This is a genomic window from Streptomyces cyaneochromogenes, assembly GCF_003963535.1.
GTDB lineage: Bacteria > Actinomycetota > Actinomycetes > Streptomycetales > Streptomycetaceae > Streptomyces > Streptomyces shaanxiensis.
On the sequence record NZ_CP034539.1, the window covers coordinates 4,891,521 to 4,908,089 of the forward strand.

Consider the following 16,569-nt stretch of genomic DNA (forward strand, 5'->3'; position numbering starts at 1 on the left):
TGAATCCATTACATCCGAGAACGATCACAGCAATCTTTCCTGTTGTGGGGCCTGTTACGGGGCTACTTGGCCATCAGCAGGTCGCGGAGCTTCACCCCGGCCGCGGGCGCCTGGCACAGGCCCGCGCCGGTGAATCCGGCCGCGTACAGGAAGCGGCGGGTGGGGTGTTCGCCGATGAAGGCGGTGTTGTCGGGGCTGGCGTCGAAGTCGCCGCTCCACGCGCGGTGCAGGCCGATGCCGTCCAGGGCGGGGAACAGCGTGCCGAGATGGCCGCCGATACGGCCGAGCCAGGCATCCCGCGTTTCGCCGGCCTTGGGTGCGCCCATGGCGAGGAGGACGCGGTCCTTCCACGAGCGGATCCGCAGGCCGGACGCGGCGTCCATCGTCATGGGCAGATCGGGGTGCGGGAAGGGCGGGATGTCGGTGAACAGCATCTCGATCACGTGGGGTCTCATCGGCAGGTCGACCGACGCCATGGCCGCCACTTCGCCGGACCAGGGCCCGGCCGTGCACACGATGCTGTCCGCCTTGATGCCGCCCAGCGGGGTGTGGAGGGTGTTGTCGTCGTCGATGCGTGTGACGGGTGTGTGGGTGAACAGGCGCGCGCCGTGATTGCGGGCGGCGGCGGCGTAGCCGCGGACGATGTCGAGGCCGTCCACGTGATACGCCTCGGGCGACCAGGCGGCGGCCAGGACGACGCGCTCGTTGATCAGCGGGTTGCGTGCGGCCGCTTCGCGGGCGCTGATCAGGGCGACCTGGACGCCGGCGGCCCGCTGGGCCTGGTGGCCGGCCTCGAAGTCGGCGATCTGCTGTTCGTCGGTGAACAGCACCAGGAAACCGAGCCGCTTCAGGGCGAGGGGGGCCGCAGTGTGGCGGGCGAAGTCCTGATAGGCGTTCAGGCTGCGCACGGCCATCTGCCCGGTGCGGGGGTCGCCGGGGAAGTAGGTGCGGACCATGCCCGCCGTGTGCGCGGACGCCCCGCCGCCGAGGCTTCCGCGTTCCAGCAGCACGGTGTTCACGCCGGCTTCGGCGAGGTGGTAGGCGGCGGAGGTTCCGATCACTCCCCCGCCGATGACGACGGCGTCGGCGCGGGCGGGCAGGGCGCTCAAGGTCTGTGCGGGCATGGCTACGCGCCGACCGTGGCGTCCTGGCGGCGCAGGTGGTCGCCGGTGTCCCACGGGTACAGCTGGAGGTTCCAGCCGCCGAGGCAGTTGATGTAGAGGGCCATCTGGCTGGTGACGGCGTAGAAGTCGTCACGGTCGAGGCGGTCGAGGACGTCGAGGAAGCGCTGGGTGAACGCCCACAGCTTCTCCAGACCGCAGTAGCCCAGGAACTCGGCGGGGACACCGACCAGGAGGCGGGTCATGTGGACGAGGGAGTCCATCGGCATGCCCTGGACCGCGGCGCGTACGAGTCCGCCGTAGGCGGCGTATCCCAGGGGCCGGGTCTCGCCGTTGACGAACAGCAGGGTGGGCAGGACGGTGCCGAAGTTGCCCGCCTGGGAGGGGATGATGCCCTGGTGGAGGTCGTCCAGCTCGGCCGGGGGCGCGAGCCAGATCCGCTCGGTCTCGGCGACGATGTCGGCGATCAGGTGACTGGCCGCCGTGTTGGTGGCGTGGAGCATCGGGATGCGGTGGCCGCCCGGCTCACCCGCGCGGCGGACTTCGGCGAGGATCTGCTTCTTCGTGGAGTAGACGGCGTCCCAGATCGCGGCCCCGGCTTCCCGCAGGGCGGGCATGTCCGCCTCACGGATCCGGCCGACGGGGGTGGCGGGCATCGGCTCGGTCAGGGTGCCGTACTTGATGCCCAGGTGCTGCAGGCCCGAGCAGAACACGGTGCCGTCGGGGGCGTCGCGCCGGTCGGGGATCCGGGTGGTGTGGGGGGTGTGCAGCAGCGTGGGTATCGGCGCCACGTGGTAGAGGTGCTCTCCCGCGATGAGGGCGTGTCCCTGGAGGCTCTGGTAGGGCAAGGACTCCCACAGGGCTTCGGCGAGTGCCGGGTTGCGGTCGTCAAGGTCGGCGGTGACCGTGATGCCGAGGTCGGGCCAGGAGATCTCGATCTGACGGCCAGGCAACTTCTCGGACAAGGCTTTCCCCGTTCGTTGGTTCGGCTTGTCCTGGGAGTCCATCGCCAACTGGCCTGTTCCGGGCAGGCGTTGAAAGCATGAAACCTTGATCGGCTCGACAGCCGCAGTTTGTGCGTTTCTACGGAACCGCAGCTCAGACGGGCTTGGCCAATTGCACAAGGGCAGAACGCCGACGAGGCCCCCAGGTCGCCGTGTTGAGGTGTCGGGGTCTCAACACGGCGGCTCAGAGGCCTCGTTCGAAGGGTTCTCAGTAGTCGACGGGTTCTCAGTAGTCGACGGGTTCTCAGTAGTCGACGCGGTCGGTCTTCGCCAGCCACGCGTCGAACGGCGCCGTGCGGTTCGGCATGTCCACTCGCTCGATCGCCAGCGGCCACAGCTCCGAAGGCCGCTTCTCGAACAGGTCGTAGAACTTGCGGTCGTCGAAACCGGCCACCGCGGCGTCGTCCCGGTCAGCGGCGAAGATGATCCGGTCGACGCGCGCCCACAGCGCGGAGGACAGACACATCGGGCACGGCTCGCACGACGTGACCAGGACGCAGCCCTCGAGCGAGAAGGTGCCGAGCTTCTGGCAGGCGGCCCGGATGGCGCTCACCTCGCCGTGCGCCGTCGGGTCCAGGTGCGACGTGACCTTGTTGTTCCCGATCGCGACGATCTCGCCGTCCTTGGCGATCAGCGCGCCGAACGGACCGCCGCCGTTCTGCACGCTGGTGGTGGCAAGGCCGATGGCCTCGTCCATCCAGGCGCGCTCGATCTCCTGGATGCTCGCTTCTTGGATGTGCGCGGTCACGGTTACTCCTTTTTGCAGACGGCGGGAACTCCCCGTTGCTGTTTGTGCGGAACAGCGCAAGTACACCCGTCGGGCCCCGTCGAGGGTCAGTCACCGAAACCATGAAGGAATTGGCTGGTCGGCTGGCCCCTCTTGTAGATTCGCATGAATGGCGGGAGCCCGTAACCTCAGCGCCTTCCGTCCGAAACAGGATCGAAGAGCCGAGGGTGGGTCAGCGCTCCTCGCCCTCGAAAGCGCGCAGCAGATCGGCCGCGACGCTCACGGCGATGGTCGCGGGTTCCTTGCCGGTGATGTCGGCCAGCCCGATCGGGGTCTTGATCCGATCGATGGCGGCTTCGTCGTGACCGCCCTCGGTGGCGAGGCGTTTACGGAACCGCACCCACTTGGCCGCCGACCCGATCAGCCCGATGGAGCCGAGATGGGCGGTGCGCAGGGCGGCGTCGCACAGAGCGGCGTCCTCGGCGTGATCATGGGTCATGATCAGGATGTGGGTGCCGGGCGGCAAATCCTCCAGCACCTGCTCGGGCAGCAGCGGCGTGTGATGCGTGTGCACCTGCGCCACCGCGTCCGCCAGCACGTCGAGCCGCTCCTTGGTGAGGATGTCGGCGCGGGAGTCGATCAGATGCAGGTCGAGGTCCTGACGTGCCAGGATGCGCGCCAGTTCGAGACCGACGTGCCCTACGCCGAAGATCGCCACCGCCCGTACGACCGGCAGCGGCTCCAGCAGCACCTGGACCGTGCCGCCGCAGCACTGCACGCCGTGCTGGTTGGTCACCTTGTCGTTCAGCGCGAAATCCATCAGCTCGGGCTCCGGCTTGGACGCGGCGATCATCTCGCGGGCCCGGTCGATCGCGACGGCCTCGACGTTGCCCCCGCCGATCGAGCCCCACGTCTCGCTCCGCCCCACGACCAGCTTCGCTCCGGCGTCCCGCGGGGCATGGCCGCGCACGGTCGCGACGGTCACCAGCACGCCGGGCTCCCGGCGTGCTCGCAACCGTGCGACCGCGGCGATCCACGTCATGTCAGGCACCGCTCAGCGCTTCCGCGTCGGTACGGACCTTGCCGTCGCCGGACTGACCGTTGCCGGACTGACCGTTGCCGGAGTGACCGTTCGCGGAGTGACCGTTCACGGCGGTCCCGTTGACGGCGTGCACGAGCCGCGAGGCGTCGCCGCCCTGGCGGGCCTCCTGGATCGCCCAGTACACCGCCTCCGGCGTCGCGGGCGAGGCCAGATCGACGCTGACCCCGCTCGGCCCGAACGCGGCAGCGGCCTGCCGCAGCGCCTCGCGCACCGAGAACGCCAGCATCAGCGGAGGCTCACCCACCGCCTTGGAGCCGTAGACCGCGCCCTCCTCGGTGGCGTTCTCCAGCAGCCTGACGTTGAACTCCTCGGGCATCTCCGAGAAGCTCGGCAGCTTGTAGGTGCTCGCCGCCTGGGTCAGGAGCCGGCCGCGGTTCGGGCCGTCGCTGGTGTCCCAGCGCAGGTCCTCCAGGGTCAGCCAGCCCGCGCCCTGCACGAAGCCGCCCTCGACCTGACCGATGTCGATCATCGGGGAGAGGCTCTCGCCGACGTCGTGCACGATGTCCACGCGCCGGATGCGGTACGCGCCGGTGAACCCGTCGACCTCGACCTCGGTCGCCGCGGCGCCGTACGCGAAGTACTTGAACGGCGTACCGCGGAACGACTTCACGTCCCAGTGCAGCCCCTCGGTCCGGTAGAAACCGGCCGCCGACAGCTGCACCCGCTGGAAGTACGCGGTGTGCACCAGCTCGTCCCAGCCCAGCTCCTTGTCGCTGCCCAGAGCGCGCGCGACGCCCTCGACGATGCGTACGTCGGAGGCGTTCACCCCCAGCTGGGAGGCGGCCACCTGCTGCAGCCGTCCGCGCAGCTGTTCGCAGGCGTTCTTGATCGCCCCGCCGTTGAGGTCGGCACCCGAACTGGCTGCGGTCGCCGAGGTGTTGGGCACCTTGTCGGTCCGCGTCGGAGCGAGGCGCACCTTGTGCAGCGGGATGCCCAGCGTGGTCGCGGCCACCTGCATCATCTTGGTGTGCAGGCCCTGGCCCATCTCGGTGCCGCCGTGGTTGATCAGGACGGAGCCGTCCTTGTAGATCAGCACCAGTGCGCCGCCCTGGTTGAAGGCGGTGAGGTTGAACGAGATACCGAACTTGATGCCGGTGATCGCGAGCGCCCGCTTGGTGTGCGGGTGCGCGGCGTTGAACGCGGCGATCTCGCGCCCCCGGTCGGCGATGCCGGCGTCGTCCCGCACCTGCTGCCAGACGGTGGAGATCCGTTCGGCCTGGGTGACCAGTTGCCCGTACGGCGTCGTCTGGCCCTGGCCCGGCCGGTAGAAGTTGCGCTCGCGCAGCTCCATGGGGTCGAGGCCCAGCCGCGGCGCGCAGCGGCCCAGGATGTCCTCGATCACCAGCATGCCCTGCGGCCCGCCGAAGCCGCGGAACGCGGTGTTGGAGACCGTGTTGGTCTTGGCGATGCGGCCGGCGACGCGCGCGTTGGGGATCCAGTACGTGTTGTCGATGTGGCACAGCGCGCGGGCGAGGACCGGCTCGGACAGGTCCAGGCTCCAGCCGCCGTCGGCGGTGAGGGTGGCGTCCAGGGCCTGGATACGGCCCTCCGCGTCGAAGCCGATCTTCCAGGTGGCGTTGAACCCGTGCCGCTTGCCGGACATGGTCAGGTCCTGGGTCCGGTTGAGCCGGAACCGGACCGGCCGGCCCGTCAGCTTGGCGCCGAGGGCGGCGATGGCCGCGAACCCGTGCGGCTGCATCTCCTTGCCGCCGAAGCCGCCGCCCATCCGCAGGCACTGCACGGTCACCTCGTGGGCGGGCACGCCGAGCACGTGGGAGACGATCTCCTGGGTCTCCGACGGGTGCTGGGTGCTGCTCTGGATGAACAGCTGCCCGTTCTCGTCCACCTGGGCCAGCGCCGCATGCGTCTCCAGGTAGAAGTGCTCCTGCCCGGAGAACTGGAACTCGCCGGTGAACACGTGCGCGGAGTCCGCGAAGCCGGCGTCGATGTCGCCGTGCGTCATGAGCGGCCGGGCGCCGTGGAAGCTCTCGGCCGCTATGGCGTCCTGCAGCGTGATCACGGAGGGCAGCTCGTCGAGCTCCACCTCGACGGCCGCCGCACCGAGCCGGGCCGCCTCCAGGGTCTCGCCGAGCACCCAGGCGACCGCGTGGCCGTGGAACATGACCTCGTCGGGGAAGAGCGGCTCGTCGTGCTTCATGCCGGCGTCGTTGACGCCGGGCACGTCGGCCTTGGTCAGCACGCGGACCACACCGGGCACGGCGAGCGCCGGCTCGGTGCGCAGGGCGGTGATCCGGCCGTGGGCCTTCATGACCTGGACCGGGTAGGCGTGCAGCACGTCCTTGGTGCGCTGGACCAGGTCGTCGGTGTAGAGCGCGGCGCCGGTGACGTGCTGGAAGGCACTCTCGTGCGGCAGGGAGACGCCGACGACCGGCTTCTCGGGGCGCTCGGACAGGTGACTCATGACGACACCGCCTCGGTGTTCTGTGCGTGCAGCTTGAGCAGGCTCTGGCCGAGCATCGCGGAACGGTAGAGGGAGCTGGCGCGATGGTCGTCCATCGGCGTGCCCTCACCCCTCAGCACCCGGGCCGCGGTCTCTACAGTCTCCGCCGACCAGGGCCTGCCTTCCAGGGCGGCCTCGGTGGCGAGGGCGCGGATCGGGGTGGCGGCCACGCCGCCCAGGCCGATGCGCGCCTTGCGGACGATCCCGTCCTCGATGTCGAGCGCGAAGGCGACCGCGACGCTGGAGATGTCGTCGAAGCGCCGCTTGGCGATCTTGTGGAAGGCCGCGACCGGCGACAGCGGCAGCGGGACGCGCACCGCGCGGATCAGCTCGCCGGGACGGCGCACGCTCTGCCGGTAGCCGGTGAAGTACTCCGCGAGCGGGACCACGCGCTCACCGTCGGCGTCGGCGAGCACCAGCGACGCCTCCAGGGCGAGCAGCACCGGCGGGCTGTCACCGATGGGCGAGCCGGTGCCCAGGTTGCCGCCGAGGGTGCCGCTGTTGCGGATGAGCCGGGAGGCGAACTGCGGGAACAGCTCGGCGAGGAGCGGGACTTGGCCGTCGAGGCGGCGCTCGATCTCGGTGAGCGTCAGCGCCGCCCCGATCTCGATGTGGTCGGACTCGACGCGCAGCTCCCTCAGTTCGGGCAGCCGGTCGATGGCGACGACGCAGTCCTCGCGGCGGGAGCGGATGTTCACCTCGACGCCGTAGTCGGTGGAGCCGGCGACCATGACCGCGTCGGGCCGCTCGCGCAGCAGCTCCAGCGTCTCGGCCAGGGTTTCCTTCCGCAGGAAGGTGCTGTCGTCCTGGGTGTACTCGGTGGCGACCGGGGCGGGCGGGGCCTGCTCGCGGCGCTGGGCCAGCGGGTCCTCGTCCGTGGGCTCACCGACGGCGAACGCGGCGTCGCGGATCGGGCGGTACCCGGTACATCGGCACAGGTTTCCGCTCAGCGCGTGCAGGTCGAACCCGTTCGGACCGTGCTCGTGGTCGGCGCTGTCGGCCGCGCCGGAGTCCGAGTGCGAGTCGGAGTCCGTGTGCGCGCAGCGGTCGGGCCGGTAGTACTCGGAGGCCATGCTGCAGACGAATCCGGGCGTGCAGTAGCCGCACTGCGAGCCGCCGCGGACCGCCATCTCCTCCTGCACCGGGTGCGGGGTGGGCGGCGTGCCGTCCGCGCCGACGGTGGCGAGGCCCTCGGAGGTGATGACCTCCTGACCGTCGAGCGCCGCGGCCGGGACCAGGCAGGCGTTGACCGCCACCCAGTCGGTCGGCTTGTTCACCCCGGGACGCGCCACCAGGACCGAACAGGCGCCGCACTCACCCTCGGCGCAGCCCTCCTTGGTGCCGGTGAGGCCACGCTCGCGCAGGAAATCCAGCACGGTGGTGTGCGGCGCAGCCGGTGAAATCGGTGTTTCTTTCCCGTTGACCGTGATCCGCGCCTCAGTCATGACAGGCCTTCGTTTCCGTGCGTGACAGGTCGATTCATCATGTTCGCCAATTTCAGGCAGCTTTCTGTGTTCAAACGCACCACGTGAACGGAGCGGGCGCACAAGGGCACGCGACAGCGACGTGCCGAAAAATGGTGACGGGAAATGCGGAATGTGCCACGAAGGGGCACATCAGAACGGCTTACTCAGCAGCCGTGCGCGATCCGACCCGGAACCCAGACCGTGCGCTGGGCGAGGCGACCGAGATCAGAGCTGGTGTTCATCTGCTGGTCGCCTCCTTTCGGTGGTTATGGGTCGACGTCTACCGCAAATTAGTGGCCGCCGCCACCGAGGTCAAGGGGGTGGCCCCGGCGTCTCGAAAGCCACGGCCCCGTGGCAGGTCAGGGGCTCGGCGCCGTCGGCATGCCCGGTGTCGTGCGTTTCGTCACGTCCGGGGTGTCCTCGCTCCCCGCACGCCCGCCGCGCAGGGACGGGGGGTGCCGTCGGCGTCGGCGGCGGTCCCGTACCGGCCAGAGCAGGACGTATGCCGTGGAGACGACGACGAAGGTCAGGCGGATCAGGCCGCGCGTCGCGTCGTCGGGGACGACGAAGACGGTGCCGTACAGGGTGATCAGCGCGATCCAGCTCCACCAGGGCACGAGGCGTCGTTGGCCGATCACGTCCCACAGCAGGGTGCCCAGCAGGACGGAGGCGGTGTAGTACGTGTAGACGCTGGGGTCCAGGACGATCCGGGCGTTGGCGCCGAGCAGGACGACGGCGGGCCAGCGGCCTCGGCGGACGGCGACGCAGCCCAGGACCAGGCCAACGGCGGCCTGTGCGGGCCGGTCCCAGGGAGGGGTTTGCGGGTCGTCGACGCCGAGCCAGCGCAGCGCGGACGCGGGCTGGTTGGGGATGGTGAACTCGGCCGCGGCGAACGGCTCGGGGGAGCCCAGGAAGAACGGCAGCCAGGCTGCCGCCACCAGGCCCGCGCACCACAGGCCCGCGCGCAGCCACTGCCCCCTCGGCAGGGCGAGCAGCAGCGGCAGGAAGACCAGCGCGGTCGGTTTGGAGTCCATGGCCAGGGCCAGGAAGATGCCGGTCGCGGCGGCGTTGCCGCGGGTGAGGGAGTGCACGGCCAGGGCGGTGAAGAAGAGGGCCAGTACGTCGTCGAGGTGACCGAAGCGGACGGAGACCTCGATCCACATCGGGATGAAGGCGAAGCCCGCGATCAGCACGCGCTGCCGCAGCCGCTGGTGGTTGGTCCCGGTGCCCAGGAAGTGCCAGGCGGCGCTGCGTCCGGCGACCACCAGGATCACCAGGCCGAGCAGGGACATCAGGGCGGCGGCGAGGAACTGCCCGACCGGCTCGGGAAACGGGTTGAACAGGCCCGCCGTCAGGAAGCTGACGGGGCCCATCTGCAGTTCGGGGTGGTGGGCGTACAGGGCGAGACCGCCGTCCGGCCTGCCCGTGCCCGCGTACAGCAGCTCCCCGCCGGTGCGCAGGTAGTGCCAGGAGAAACCTCCGTTCGGCTGGACCACGGCGAACCACAGGGTCGTCCAGGCCGTGAGCAGCACCAGGTGCACCCGCTGACTGATCGCCGGCACGCTTCTCCCCCCTCCGGTTCTCGTCGCCTCGCACGGTGCCCACTGGTCGTCCCCCTCCTTGAGATGGCCTGAGGGCAGTGCGGGTTCGGTCCGTGAGCGCGATCCGTCGGCCGGTCGTCGCGGCATCCCTGCGGAATTGTGCGTGATCGGTAACAGACGGATCCCGCGGCCGCTTTCCCCCCTCTTGCCGGACGCACAGGCCCCCACAGCAACGGCAAGGAACTGAAGACATGGCGCACAGCGGCGGACGGGGTTGGTACGGCAAGGTGATCGCGGCGGCGCTCGGGGTGACCGCGGTGGCCGCCATGACCTCGCTCTGGGACACCCGGTTCGGGTCGTCCGAGGGACGGCCCGACCGAGGGAGTGTCTCGGCGTCGCCGTCCGGGCCCGACGCCCAGGCGCAGGGCCAGAAGACCGTGCCGGTGTCGGAGGAGATCGAGCATGCCTCCGACGGAGGCGCCCGAAGCGTCAACATCACCATCGACGACGGGCCGGACCCCGCCTGGACGCCGCAGATGCTGGAGGTGCTGCGGGACAACGGCGTGAAGGCCACGTTCTGCATGGTGGGCACGCAGGCGCAGGCCCACCCGGACCTGGTCAAGGACGTGGTGGCGGCCGGGCACCGGCTCTGCGACCACACCGTCTCGCACGACGTCACCATGGACCGCCAGTCCGAGGCCTACCAGTCACAGCAGATCCTGGACGCTGAACGCATGATCACCAAGGCGTCCGGGGGCGTCCGCCCGCTGTACTACCGCGCCCCGGGAGGTGCCTTCACCCCGTACAGCCGGCACCTCGCCGCGTCCCGTGGCATGCGTCCGCTCGGCTGGAACATCGACTCCAAGGACTTCGAGCGGGCGGGTACGGCGGCCATCGTCGCGACTGTCAAGGGCGAGATGTCCAACGGCCCGACCCTGCTCTTCCACGACGGAGGCGGAGACCGCTCCCAGACCGTGGCCGCCCTGCGTGAACTCCTGCCGTGGCTGAAGGAGCAGGGGTACTCCTTCGGTTTTCCCGTGCGCTGACCTGCCCAGCCCTGCCTCGCCCTGCCCAAGGTCCGCCTGAACAAGGGCCACTTGAGCAAGACGGTGCGCAGCCGGTCGCGGTTGTGCGACTCCCGGACCATCCGTGACGCCGGCTGTCCCTCCCCGGTCGGACAAATCCTGCCCCTGTGATGGATTCGCCCAACTCCTCCGCACGGAAGGGTTGGTGCGTGTCATCTGTACCCACTCCAAGGACCCCCCACGTGCGCAGAAGTCGAATAGCCCCCTTCCTGGCCGTCGGTACCGTCGCCGCGCTCGTTCCCGCGCTCGCGCCGGCCCCGGCATCGGCCGCCGGGAACCCCCTGAGCCAGTACGTTCAGCAGAAGCCGGCCTGGCATCGATGTGACTCGGCGATGCCGGCGGCCTTCCAGTGCGCCACGATCAAGGTGCCGCTCGACTACAGCCGCCCGAACGGCAAGAAGCTCGACCTGGCGATATCCAGGCTGAAGACGAGCAAGAAGAGCGAGCGCCGCGGTGTGCTCCTGCTCAACCCGGGTGGCCCGGGAGGGCCGGGCCTCGACCTGCCGCAGCTGTTGGCGGGCGAGCTGCCGAAGTCCGTGAAGAACAAGTACGACCTCATCGGCTTCGACCCGCGAGGCATCGGCCAGAGCTCTCCCGTCGGCTGCCGCCTGACGGACGGGGAGCAGAACTGGGAACGGGCGTACAAGGCCGAGACGTTCGCCAAGGACGTCAAGTGGGCCCGGACCGTCGCCGAGAAGTGCGACGCCAGGCAGGGCGACAAGCTGCGCCACATCACCACCCGCAACACCGCCCGGGACATGGACGTGATCCGTGCCGTGCTCGGCGAGAAGAAGATCTCCTACCTGGGGTACTCGTACGGCACCTACCTCGGCGCGGTATACACGCAGATGTTCCCCAAGCGCGTTGACCGCTTCGTGCTGGACAGCGCCGTCGACCCGGCCCGGGTCTGGCGCGGCATGATCCAGGTCTGGGCGGAGGGCAGCGAGCCCGCCTTCACGCGGTGGACCGAGTGGACCGCCGAGCGGAACTCCACGTACAAGCTGGGTGCGACGCCCGAGGCGGTCCGCAAGACCTTCTACGACCTGGTCGCCCAGGCCGACCGCAAGCCGATCGACCTCGACGGCACCAAGCTGACCGGCTACGACATCCGCTCCGGCAGCCGTGGCACGTTCTTCAGCGTGCGCGAGGCCGCCGAGTCGGTCGTCGAACTGAAGAAGGCCGCCGCGGGAAGCCGTCGGTCCGCCGCCCCCGAGACCACGACGCCGGCGTCGCCCACGCCGCAACCGCCGTCGTTCGGCCGCGCCGTGCCCTCGGACAACGGCACCGCCGGCTTCTGGGCCGTCGTCTGCGCCGACACGCGCAACTGGCCGCGCGATCCCGAGCAGTACCGCGAAGACGCGATCCGGGACAAGGCCAGGTACCCGCTGTACGGCGACTTCGTCTCCAACATCATGCCGTGCGCGTTCTGGAAGAAGAACGGCGGTGAGGCCGCCACGAAGGTCGACAACAAGGTCGGCGCGCTGATCCTGCAGAACGAGTGGGACCCCCAGACGCCGTTGACCAGCGGCCAGGGCCTGCGCCGGGTCATGAAGGGCGCGAAGATGGTCACCGTCGCCGGGGGCGTCGGACACGGCATCTACGGCTCCAAGTCGTGCGCGGACAAGACGGCCACGGCCTACCTGACCACCGGCAGGCTGCCGGCGGCGGACCTGACCTGCCAGGCCGCCCCCGCGGCGGGCGATCGGGGCGGCGCCAACCCGCTGCCGCTGCCGACGCCGCCCGGGATCCCGGGCCTGGCCGCCGAATGAAGCACGTGGTGCGCCGGTCGGCCGGCCTGATGCTGGTGCTCGCGGCGATGGCTGTCGCGTTCTGGCTGGCTCTCGGGCCTCCGGCCGACTGGGAGGGCCCTGCACGGGTCGGACGGTTCGCTCTCGTACTGGGCTGTTTCGGGGCGATCTACGGGGGCGTGCGGCTGTTCTTCCCCGACGAGGCGAAGGACGAGGCGAACATGTCGTGAGTACGCGTACTCAGGTCCCGCCCGTGGAACTACCCATCCGGGCGCTCGACCCGGGTGACAGACTCCCGGCATGACCCCCTCAACTTCCGTCCGTCGTAGCCCTGTTGCCGGTGTCGGGCTCCTCCTGGCCGCCGGACTGGCGCTCACCGCCTGCGGTCAGGTGCGGGCGTCGGATCCGGCGGCCGGGGCCACGCCCGGCACATCGGCCAGTGCGTCGGCGAGCGCTTCTGAGAGCGCCGCGCCGGGAGCCTCGCCGTATGTGGAGCCGGGGGCCGGAGACGGTGCTCCGCACTACAACGAGAACAACGCCCACCGGCAGCCCGGCGAGATGTCTCCCGCGCACGCGAAGGACGCCGAGCGGGAGGCCGAGCGCATCAGGCCGGTGCTCGAGCGGCTGTGGAAGCAGCGGAAGTGGGACCCGGCGACGGTGCGCGCGGCGCTGCTTCGGCTCGGGTACGAGGAGGAGCGGATCTCCGCGGACGGCAGGCGGCTCGGTGGGTCGCTCACCGTCCAGGAGATGGAGTCGCGCTACCGCGACGGCGGGTACGTCACCCCCGAAGGGGCGCGGGTCGGCCTGCGCGTCCATGCGGATGCCTGCGTCACGGCGTTCCTGCAGAAGTCCAACTTCGACGTGCGGGCCAACGGGCCGTACCTGGAAACGGGGTGCTTCGCGCCGCCGTTCGCCCACTGACGCGCACCCCGTCTCCCCCACGCCGGTTCCTCAGTCCCCGCGCGGCTCCCGCACCACCGCCACATCCCCCGCAGCGACGGCCACCGAGCCGTCCGCCGGCCTGCCGGTGAGGAGTTCCGTGGCGTGCGCGGAGACGGGGACCTCGGCGTCCCGGTCCGTGTGGTTGATCAGGAAGAGGTAGTCGGCGTCGGGGCCGCGGCGCAGGGCCGCCTCGACGCCCTGCGGCGTGGTCCGCACCGGTTCCACGGCCGCTTCCGTGCGGATACGGTCCAGCAGCGCGGCCAGCGTCGCCGGGTCCGGCTGCGTGGCGAGGTACCACGTGGTGCCCTCGCCGAGGGAGTTGCGCGTGACCGCCGGTGCGCCCGCCAGCGGGCCCGTGGTGTACGACTCCACCGGCTCGGCGCCGGCCAGGCGCACCCGCTCCGACCACAGGGCCCCGGTGCCGCCGCCGCTCAGACCCACCGTCTCCCCGGGCAGCAGCGGGAACAGCTCGTCGGTCCGCACCCCCAGCGCCTCCCGGAACGCGCCCGGGTAACCGCCCAGCCGGACATGGCAGTTCTCGTCCACCGCCCCGCTGTGGAAGCCCACCGCCAGCGTGCCTCCGCCCGCCGCGAAGGACACCAGGTTCGCCGCGCCCTCGTCGTCGACCAGGTACAGCGAGGGGGCCAGCACCACCCGGTAGGCCGACAGGTCCGCGTCCGGGCGTACGAAGTCCACCGCGACGCCAGCGCGCCACAGCGGCTCGTACCAGGCGCGGACCAGGTCCTGGAAGCGCAGCTCGGCGCTCGGCTGGGACGGCAGTTCCATCGCCCAGCGGGCGTCCCAGTCCCAGACGACGGCCACCTCGGCGGTGCCGACGCTGCCGCGTACCTCCGCGAGGGCCCGCAGGTCCGCGCCGAGCCGGACCACGTCCCGCCAGATCTGGCTGTCCGTGCCGGCGTGCGGGAGCATCGCCGAGTGCCACTGCTCTGCGCCCGCCTTCGCCGCCCGCCACTGGAAGTAGGCGATGCCGTCCGCGCCGCGGGCCACATGGGCGAGCGCGTTGCGCCGCAGCTCACCGGGCCCCTTGGCCCTGTTCACCGGCTGCCAGTTGACCGCGCCCGTGGAGTGCTCCATCAGCAGCCACGGGCCGCCGGCGAGGGAGCGGACCAGATCGCCGCTGAGCGCGACGTCGATCTGCGACTCGGGGTCGGCGGACTGGAGGTAGTGGTCGTTGGAGACGAGGTCCAGCTTCGGGGCCCAGCGCCAGTAGTCCAGCGCGTCGAAGTTGTACATCACCATGAAGTTGGTGGTGGCGGGGGTGGCGGGGGCCGCCTCCTGCAGCACCTCGCGCTCCGCCTCGTACAGCGACAGCAGTGCGTCACTGCAGAAGCGGCGCCAGTCCAGCTGGTGGGTGGGGTTCGGGACGGCGCCGGTGGGGCGGGGCGGGATGATCTCGTCCCAGTCGTAGTACCACTGGCTCCAGAAGGTGGTGCCCCAGGCGTCGTTGAGGGCGGCCAGGTCGTCGTCGTACTTCGCCCGCAGCCAGCGCCGGAAGGCCGCCGCGCTCTCGTCGCAATGGCACTCGGCGTTGTGGCAGCCGTACTCGTTGTGGATGTGCCACATCACCACCGCCGGGTGGTCGGCGTAGCGCCGGGCGAGTTCACCCGTGATGCGCAGGGCCGCCTCGCGGTAGGCGGGGCTCGACGGGCAGAACGTCTGGCGGCTGCCGTACGACAGTCCGCGCCCGTCCCGGTCCACCGGCAGCGCCTCGGGGTGGGCCCTGAAGAACCACGCCGGAGGCGCCGCCGTCGGGGTGGCCAGGTCGGCGGCGATATCGTTCTCGTGGAGCAGGGCGAGGATCCGGTCGAGGCGCGAGAAGTCGTACTCGCCCTCGCGCGGCTCCAGCAGCGCCCACGCGAAGATGTTGACGCTGACCATGTTCACGCCCGCCTCGCGCATGAGGCGTACGTCCTCGGCCCAGACCTCCTCGGGCCACTGCTCGGGGTTGTAGTCGCCGCCGTAGGCGATGCCCTCCACCGAAAGCTCGCGCGTCATCGGGCACCCCCCGACAGCAGCCGGCGGGTCGTCTCCACGCCCCACGTGTCCAGCGACAGCAGCCGGTCGCTGGACGCCATCAGGCCACCGGTCGCCTCGACGTGCGCGGCCCACCGCTCGCGGGTCTCCACCGCCGGGCGGGCCATCAGGCAGTCGGGGTCGTTGATCCAGAGGCGGCCGTGCTGCCACTGGCGGCCGACGCCGGTGAACTCCGCCGGGTCCTGGCCGGGCTGGCTGTAGTCGTCGGCCTCGGGGCGGCGGTGCGGTGCCGTGTCGGGGCTGACCCGCATCGCGTCGAACAGGCCGATGGAGGCGAGCAGGGGCGCCCCGCAGCCCAGCAGGTAGGCGTCCTCACCGATCGCCTCGCGGATCAGCCGGACACCGCAGCGGTACGCCGTCAGCGCGTCCGACTCCGAGTCGTGCCGTACGCCGTCCAGCGCGCCCGCGTATAGGAAGTCCACCTTGAAGTAGTCGTAGCCCTCGGCGCGCAGCGTACGGAAGACCTCCGTCAGATACGCCGCCGCCTCGGGGTGCGTGGTGTCCAGGACGCGCAGGTCGTGGCCCCAGTTGCGGCCGGCGTGCGCGAAGCCGCCGTCGGCGGTGCGCACCAGCCACTCGGGGTGCTCGGCGGCCAGGTCGCTCGCCGGGTCGACCAGGAAGGGTGCCGTCCAGATGCCGGCGCGGCGGCCGCGGGAGCGGATGGCGTCGGCGATGCCCGCGCGGGAGCGGAAGCGGCCGGAGAGGGTGAGCCAGTCGCCGAGGGCCTTCTGGTAGCCGTCGTCGATCTGGACGACGTCGATGGGCAGGTCGAGGGTGTCCATCACACGGAGGTTCTCGTGGATGTCGTCCTCTGTGACGGCGGTGAAGTACTCGTACCAGGAGCACCAGACCGTCGGGGCCGGGCGGGGGGCGGCGAGCCGGAGGCTGTCGGCCCAGTCGCCCAGCACCGACTGGACGGTGGCGCCCGTCCACTCCTTCACCGGGCCGTCGGCACTGACCTCCGCCACGCCGTCCGTCACGACCAGCCGGACGGAGGGGACCTCGGTCAGCGGGTCCGGCGCCGCCCACAGGCGGACCGGCGAGCCGTCGCCGGGGTCGAGCGCCAGCAGGCCCTCGCCCTGGAAGGCGCCCTCGGGGACGGTGACGCCGGGGCGGTAACAGACCGTCGCCCAGTTGTCGTTGGTCGGGCGGTACGGCTTCTCGCCGAGGGCGTAGGAGCCGCTGGGGCTCCAGGACTGCCAGCCCTCCTCGTGGACACGGGCACGGGCCGGGTCCACGGGCACGGAGGCGACGGGGGTGAAGGGGTGGTGCACGGGGGTCTCTTTCAAGAAAGGGGCCGATAGCCGTCGTCGTCGG

13 protein-coding genes are annotated in these 16,569 nt (G+C 70.8%); 4 read left to right on the plus strand and 9 right to left on the minus strand.

Translation table 11 applies throughout. The features are described 5' to 3' along the window. Positions 1-62: 62 nt before the first annotated feature. From EJ357_RS22090 to EJ357_RS22120, 7 genes are all read right to left on the minus strand, one after another. Positions 63-1,124, minus strand: coding sequence for an NAD(P)/FAD-dependent oxidoreductase (locus tag EJ357_RS22090; protein WP_126393315.1), 1,062 nt, complete (start codon positions 1,122-1,124; stop codon positions 63-65). 2 nt (positions 1,125-1,126) lie between these two features. Beyond that, positions 1,127-2,086, minus strand: a complete 960-nt coding sequence (locus EJ357_RS22095) for a cucumopine synthase-related protein (protein WP_126393316.1) — start codon at positions 2,084-2,086, stop codon at positions 1,127-1,129. Between the two features lie 283 nt (positions 2,087-2,369). Next, positions 2,370-2,822: a nucleoside deaminase gene (locus EJ357_RS22100; RefSeq protein ID WP_126399794.1), complete on the minus strand. Its 453-nt coding sequence runs from the start codon at positions 2,820-2,822 to the stop codon at positions 2,370-2,372. A 262-nt stretch (positions 2,823-3,084) separates the two neighbouring features. After that, a complete protein-coding gene (gene xdhC, locus EJ357_RS22105; RefSeq protein ID WP_126393317.1) occupies positions 3,085-3,894 on the minus strand; it encodes a xanthine dehydrogenase accessory protein XdhC in 810 nt (269 codons plus the stop codon). Between the two features lies 1 nt (position 3,895). After that, positions 3,896-6,376, minus strand: coding sequence for a xanthine dehydrogenase molybdopterin binding subunit (xdhB, locus tag EJ357_RS22110; RefSeq protein ID WP_126393318.1), 2,481 nt, complete (start codon positions 6,374-6,376; stop codon positions 3,896-3,898). Next, positions 6,373-7,860: a xanthine dehydrogenase small subunit gene (locus EJ357_RS22115; RefSeq protein WP_126393319.1), complete on the minus strand. Its 1,488-nt coding sequence runs from the start codon at positions 7,858-7,860 to the stop codon at positions 6,373-6,375. The genes xdhB and EJ357_RS22115 overlap by 4 nt, the downstream gene beginning before the upstream one ends. Positions 7,861-8,240: 380 nt before the next feature. After that, positions 8,241-9,443: a hypothetical protein gene (locus tag EJ357_RS22120; protein WP_228473126.1), complete on the minus strand. Its 1,203-nt coding sequence runs from the start codon at positions 9,441-9,443 to the stop codon at positions 8,241-8,243. Positions 9,444-9,673: 230 nt separating this feature from the next. Between EJ357_RS22120 and EJ357_RS22125 the strand changes: the two genes are divergently transcribed. From EJ357_RS22125 to EJ357_RS22140, 4 genes are all read left to right on the plus strand, one after another. Next, complete coding sequence (locus EJ357_RS22125) at positions 9,674-10,468, plus strand: polysaccharide deacetylase family protein (protein WP_126393320.1); 795 nt, start codon at positions 9,674-9,676, stop codon at positions 10,466-10,468. 221 nt (positions 10,469-10,689) lie between these two features. Then, positions 10,690-12,276: an alpha/beta hydrolase gene (locus tag EJ357_RS22130; protein ID WP_228473127.1), complete on the plus strand. Its 1,587-nt coding sequence runs from the start codon at positions 10,690-10,692 to the stop codon at positions 12,274-12,276. Then, positions 12,273-12,485, plus strand: coding sequence for a hypothetical protein (locus EJ357_RS22135; RefSeq protein WP_228473128.1), 213 nt, complete (start codon positions 12,273-12,275; stop codon positions 12,483-12,485). The genes EJ357_RS22130 and EJ357_RS22135 overlap by 4 nt, the downstream gene beginning before the upstream one ends. 70 nt (positions 12,486-12,555) lie before the next feature. Further along, positions 12,556-13,176, plus strand: a complete 621-nt coding sequence (locus tag EJ357_RS22140) for a hypothetical protein (protein ID WP_126393321.1) — start codon at positions 12,556-12,558, stop codon at positions 13,174-13,176. A 30-nt stretch (positions 13,177-13,206) separates the two neighbouring features. On the opposite strand, the gene EJ357_RS22145 is transcribed toward EJ357_RS22140, so the two are convergent. Both EJ357_RS22145 and EJ357_RS22150 read right to left on the minus strand, forming a co-directional pair. After that, a complete protein-coding gene (locus EJ357_RS22145; protein ID WP_126393322.1) occupies positions 13,207-15,213 on the minus strand; it encodes a beta-galactosidase in 2,007 nt (668 codons plus the stop codon). Further along, complete coding sequence (locus EJ357_RS22150; RefSeq protein ID WP_126393323.1) at positions 15,210-16,526, minus strand: glycoside hydrolase family 36 protein; 1,317 nt, start codon at positions 16,524-16,526, stop codon at positions 15,210-15,212. Before EJ357_RS22150 ends, EJ357_RS22145 begins: the two co-directional genes overlap by 4 nt. Positions 16,527-16,569 lie beyond the last annotated feature (43 nt).

Coding starts and splice junctions, on each gene's coding strand:
- EJ357_RS22140 (WP_126393321.1), top strand. CDS start 12,556: ATGACCCCCTCAACTTCCGTCCGTCGTAGCCCTGTTGCCGGTGTCGGG.
- EJ357_RS22125 (WP_126393320.1), top strand. CDS start 9,674: ATGGCGCACAGCGGCGGACGGGGTTGGTACGGCAAGGTGATCGCGGCG.
- EJ357_RS22115 (WP_126393319.1), bottom strand. CDS start 7,860: ATGACTGAGGCGCGGATCACGGTCAACGGGAAAGAAACACCGATTTCA.
- EJ357_RS22145 (WP_126393322.1), bottom strand. CDS start 15,213: ATGACGCGCGAGCTTTCGGTGGAGGGCATCGCCTACGGCGGCGACTAC.
- EJ357_RS22090 (WP_126393315.1), bottom strand. CDS start 1,124: ATGCCCGCACAGACCTTGAGCGCCCTGCCCGCCCGCGCCGACGCCGTC.
- xdhB (WP_126393318.1), bottom strand. CDS start 6,376: ATGAGTCACCTGTCCGAGCGCCCCGAGAAGCCGGTCGTCGGCGTCTCC.
- xdhC (WP_126393317.1), bottom strand. CDS start 3,894: ATGACGTGGATCGCCGCGGTCGCACGGTTGCGAGCACGCCGGGAGCCC.
- EJ357_RS22100 (WP_126399794.1), bottom strand. CDS start 2,822: ATGGACGAGGCCATCGGCCTTGCCACCACCAGCGTGCAGAACGGCGGC.
- EJ357_RS22135 (WP_228473128.1), top strand. CDS start 12,273: ATGAAGCACGTGGTGCGCCGGTCGGCCGGCCTGATGCTGGTGCTCGCG.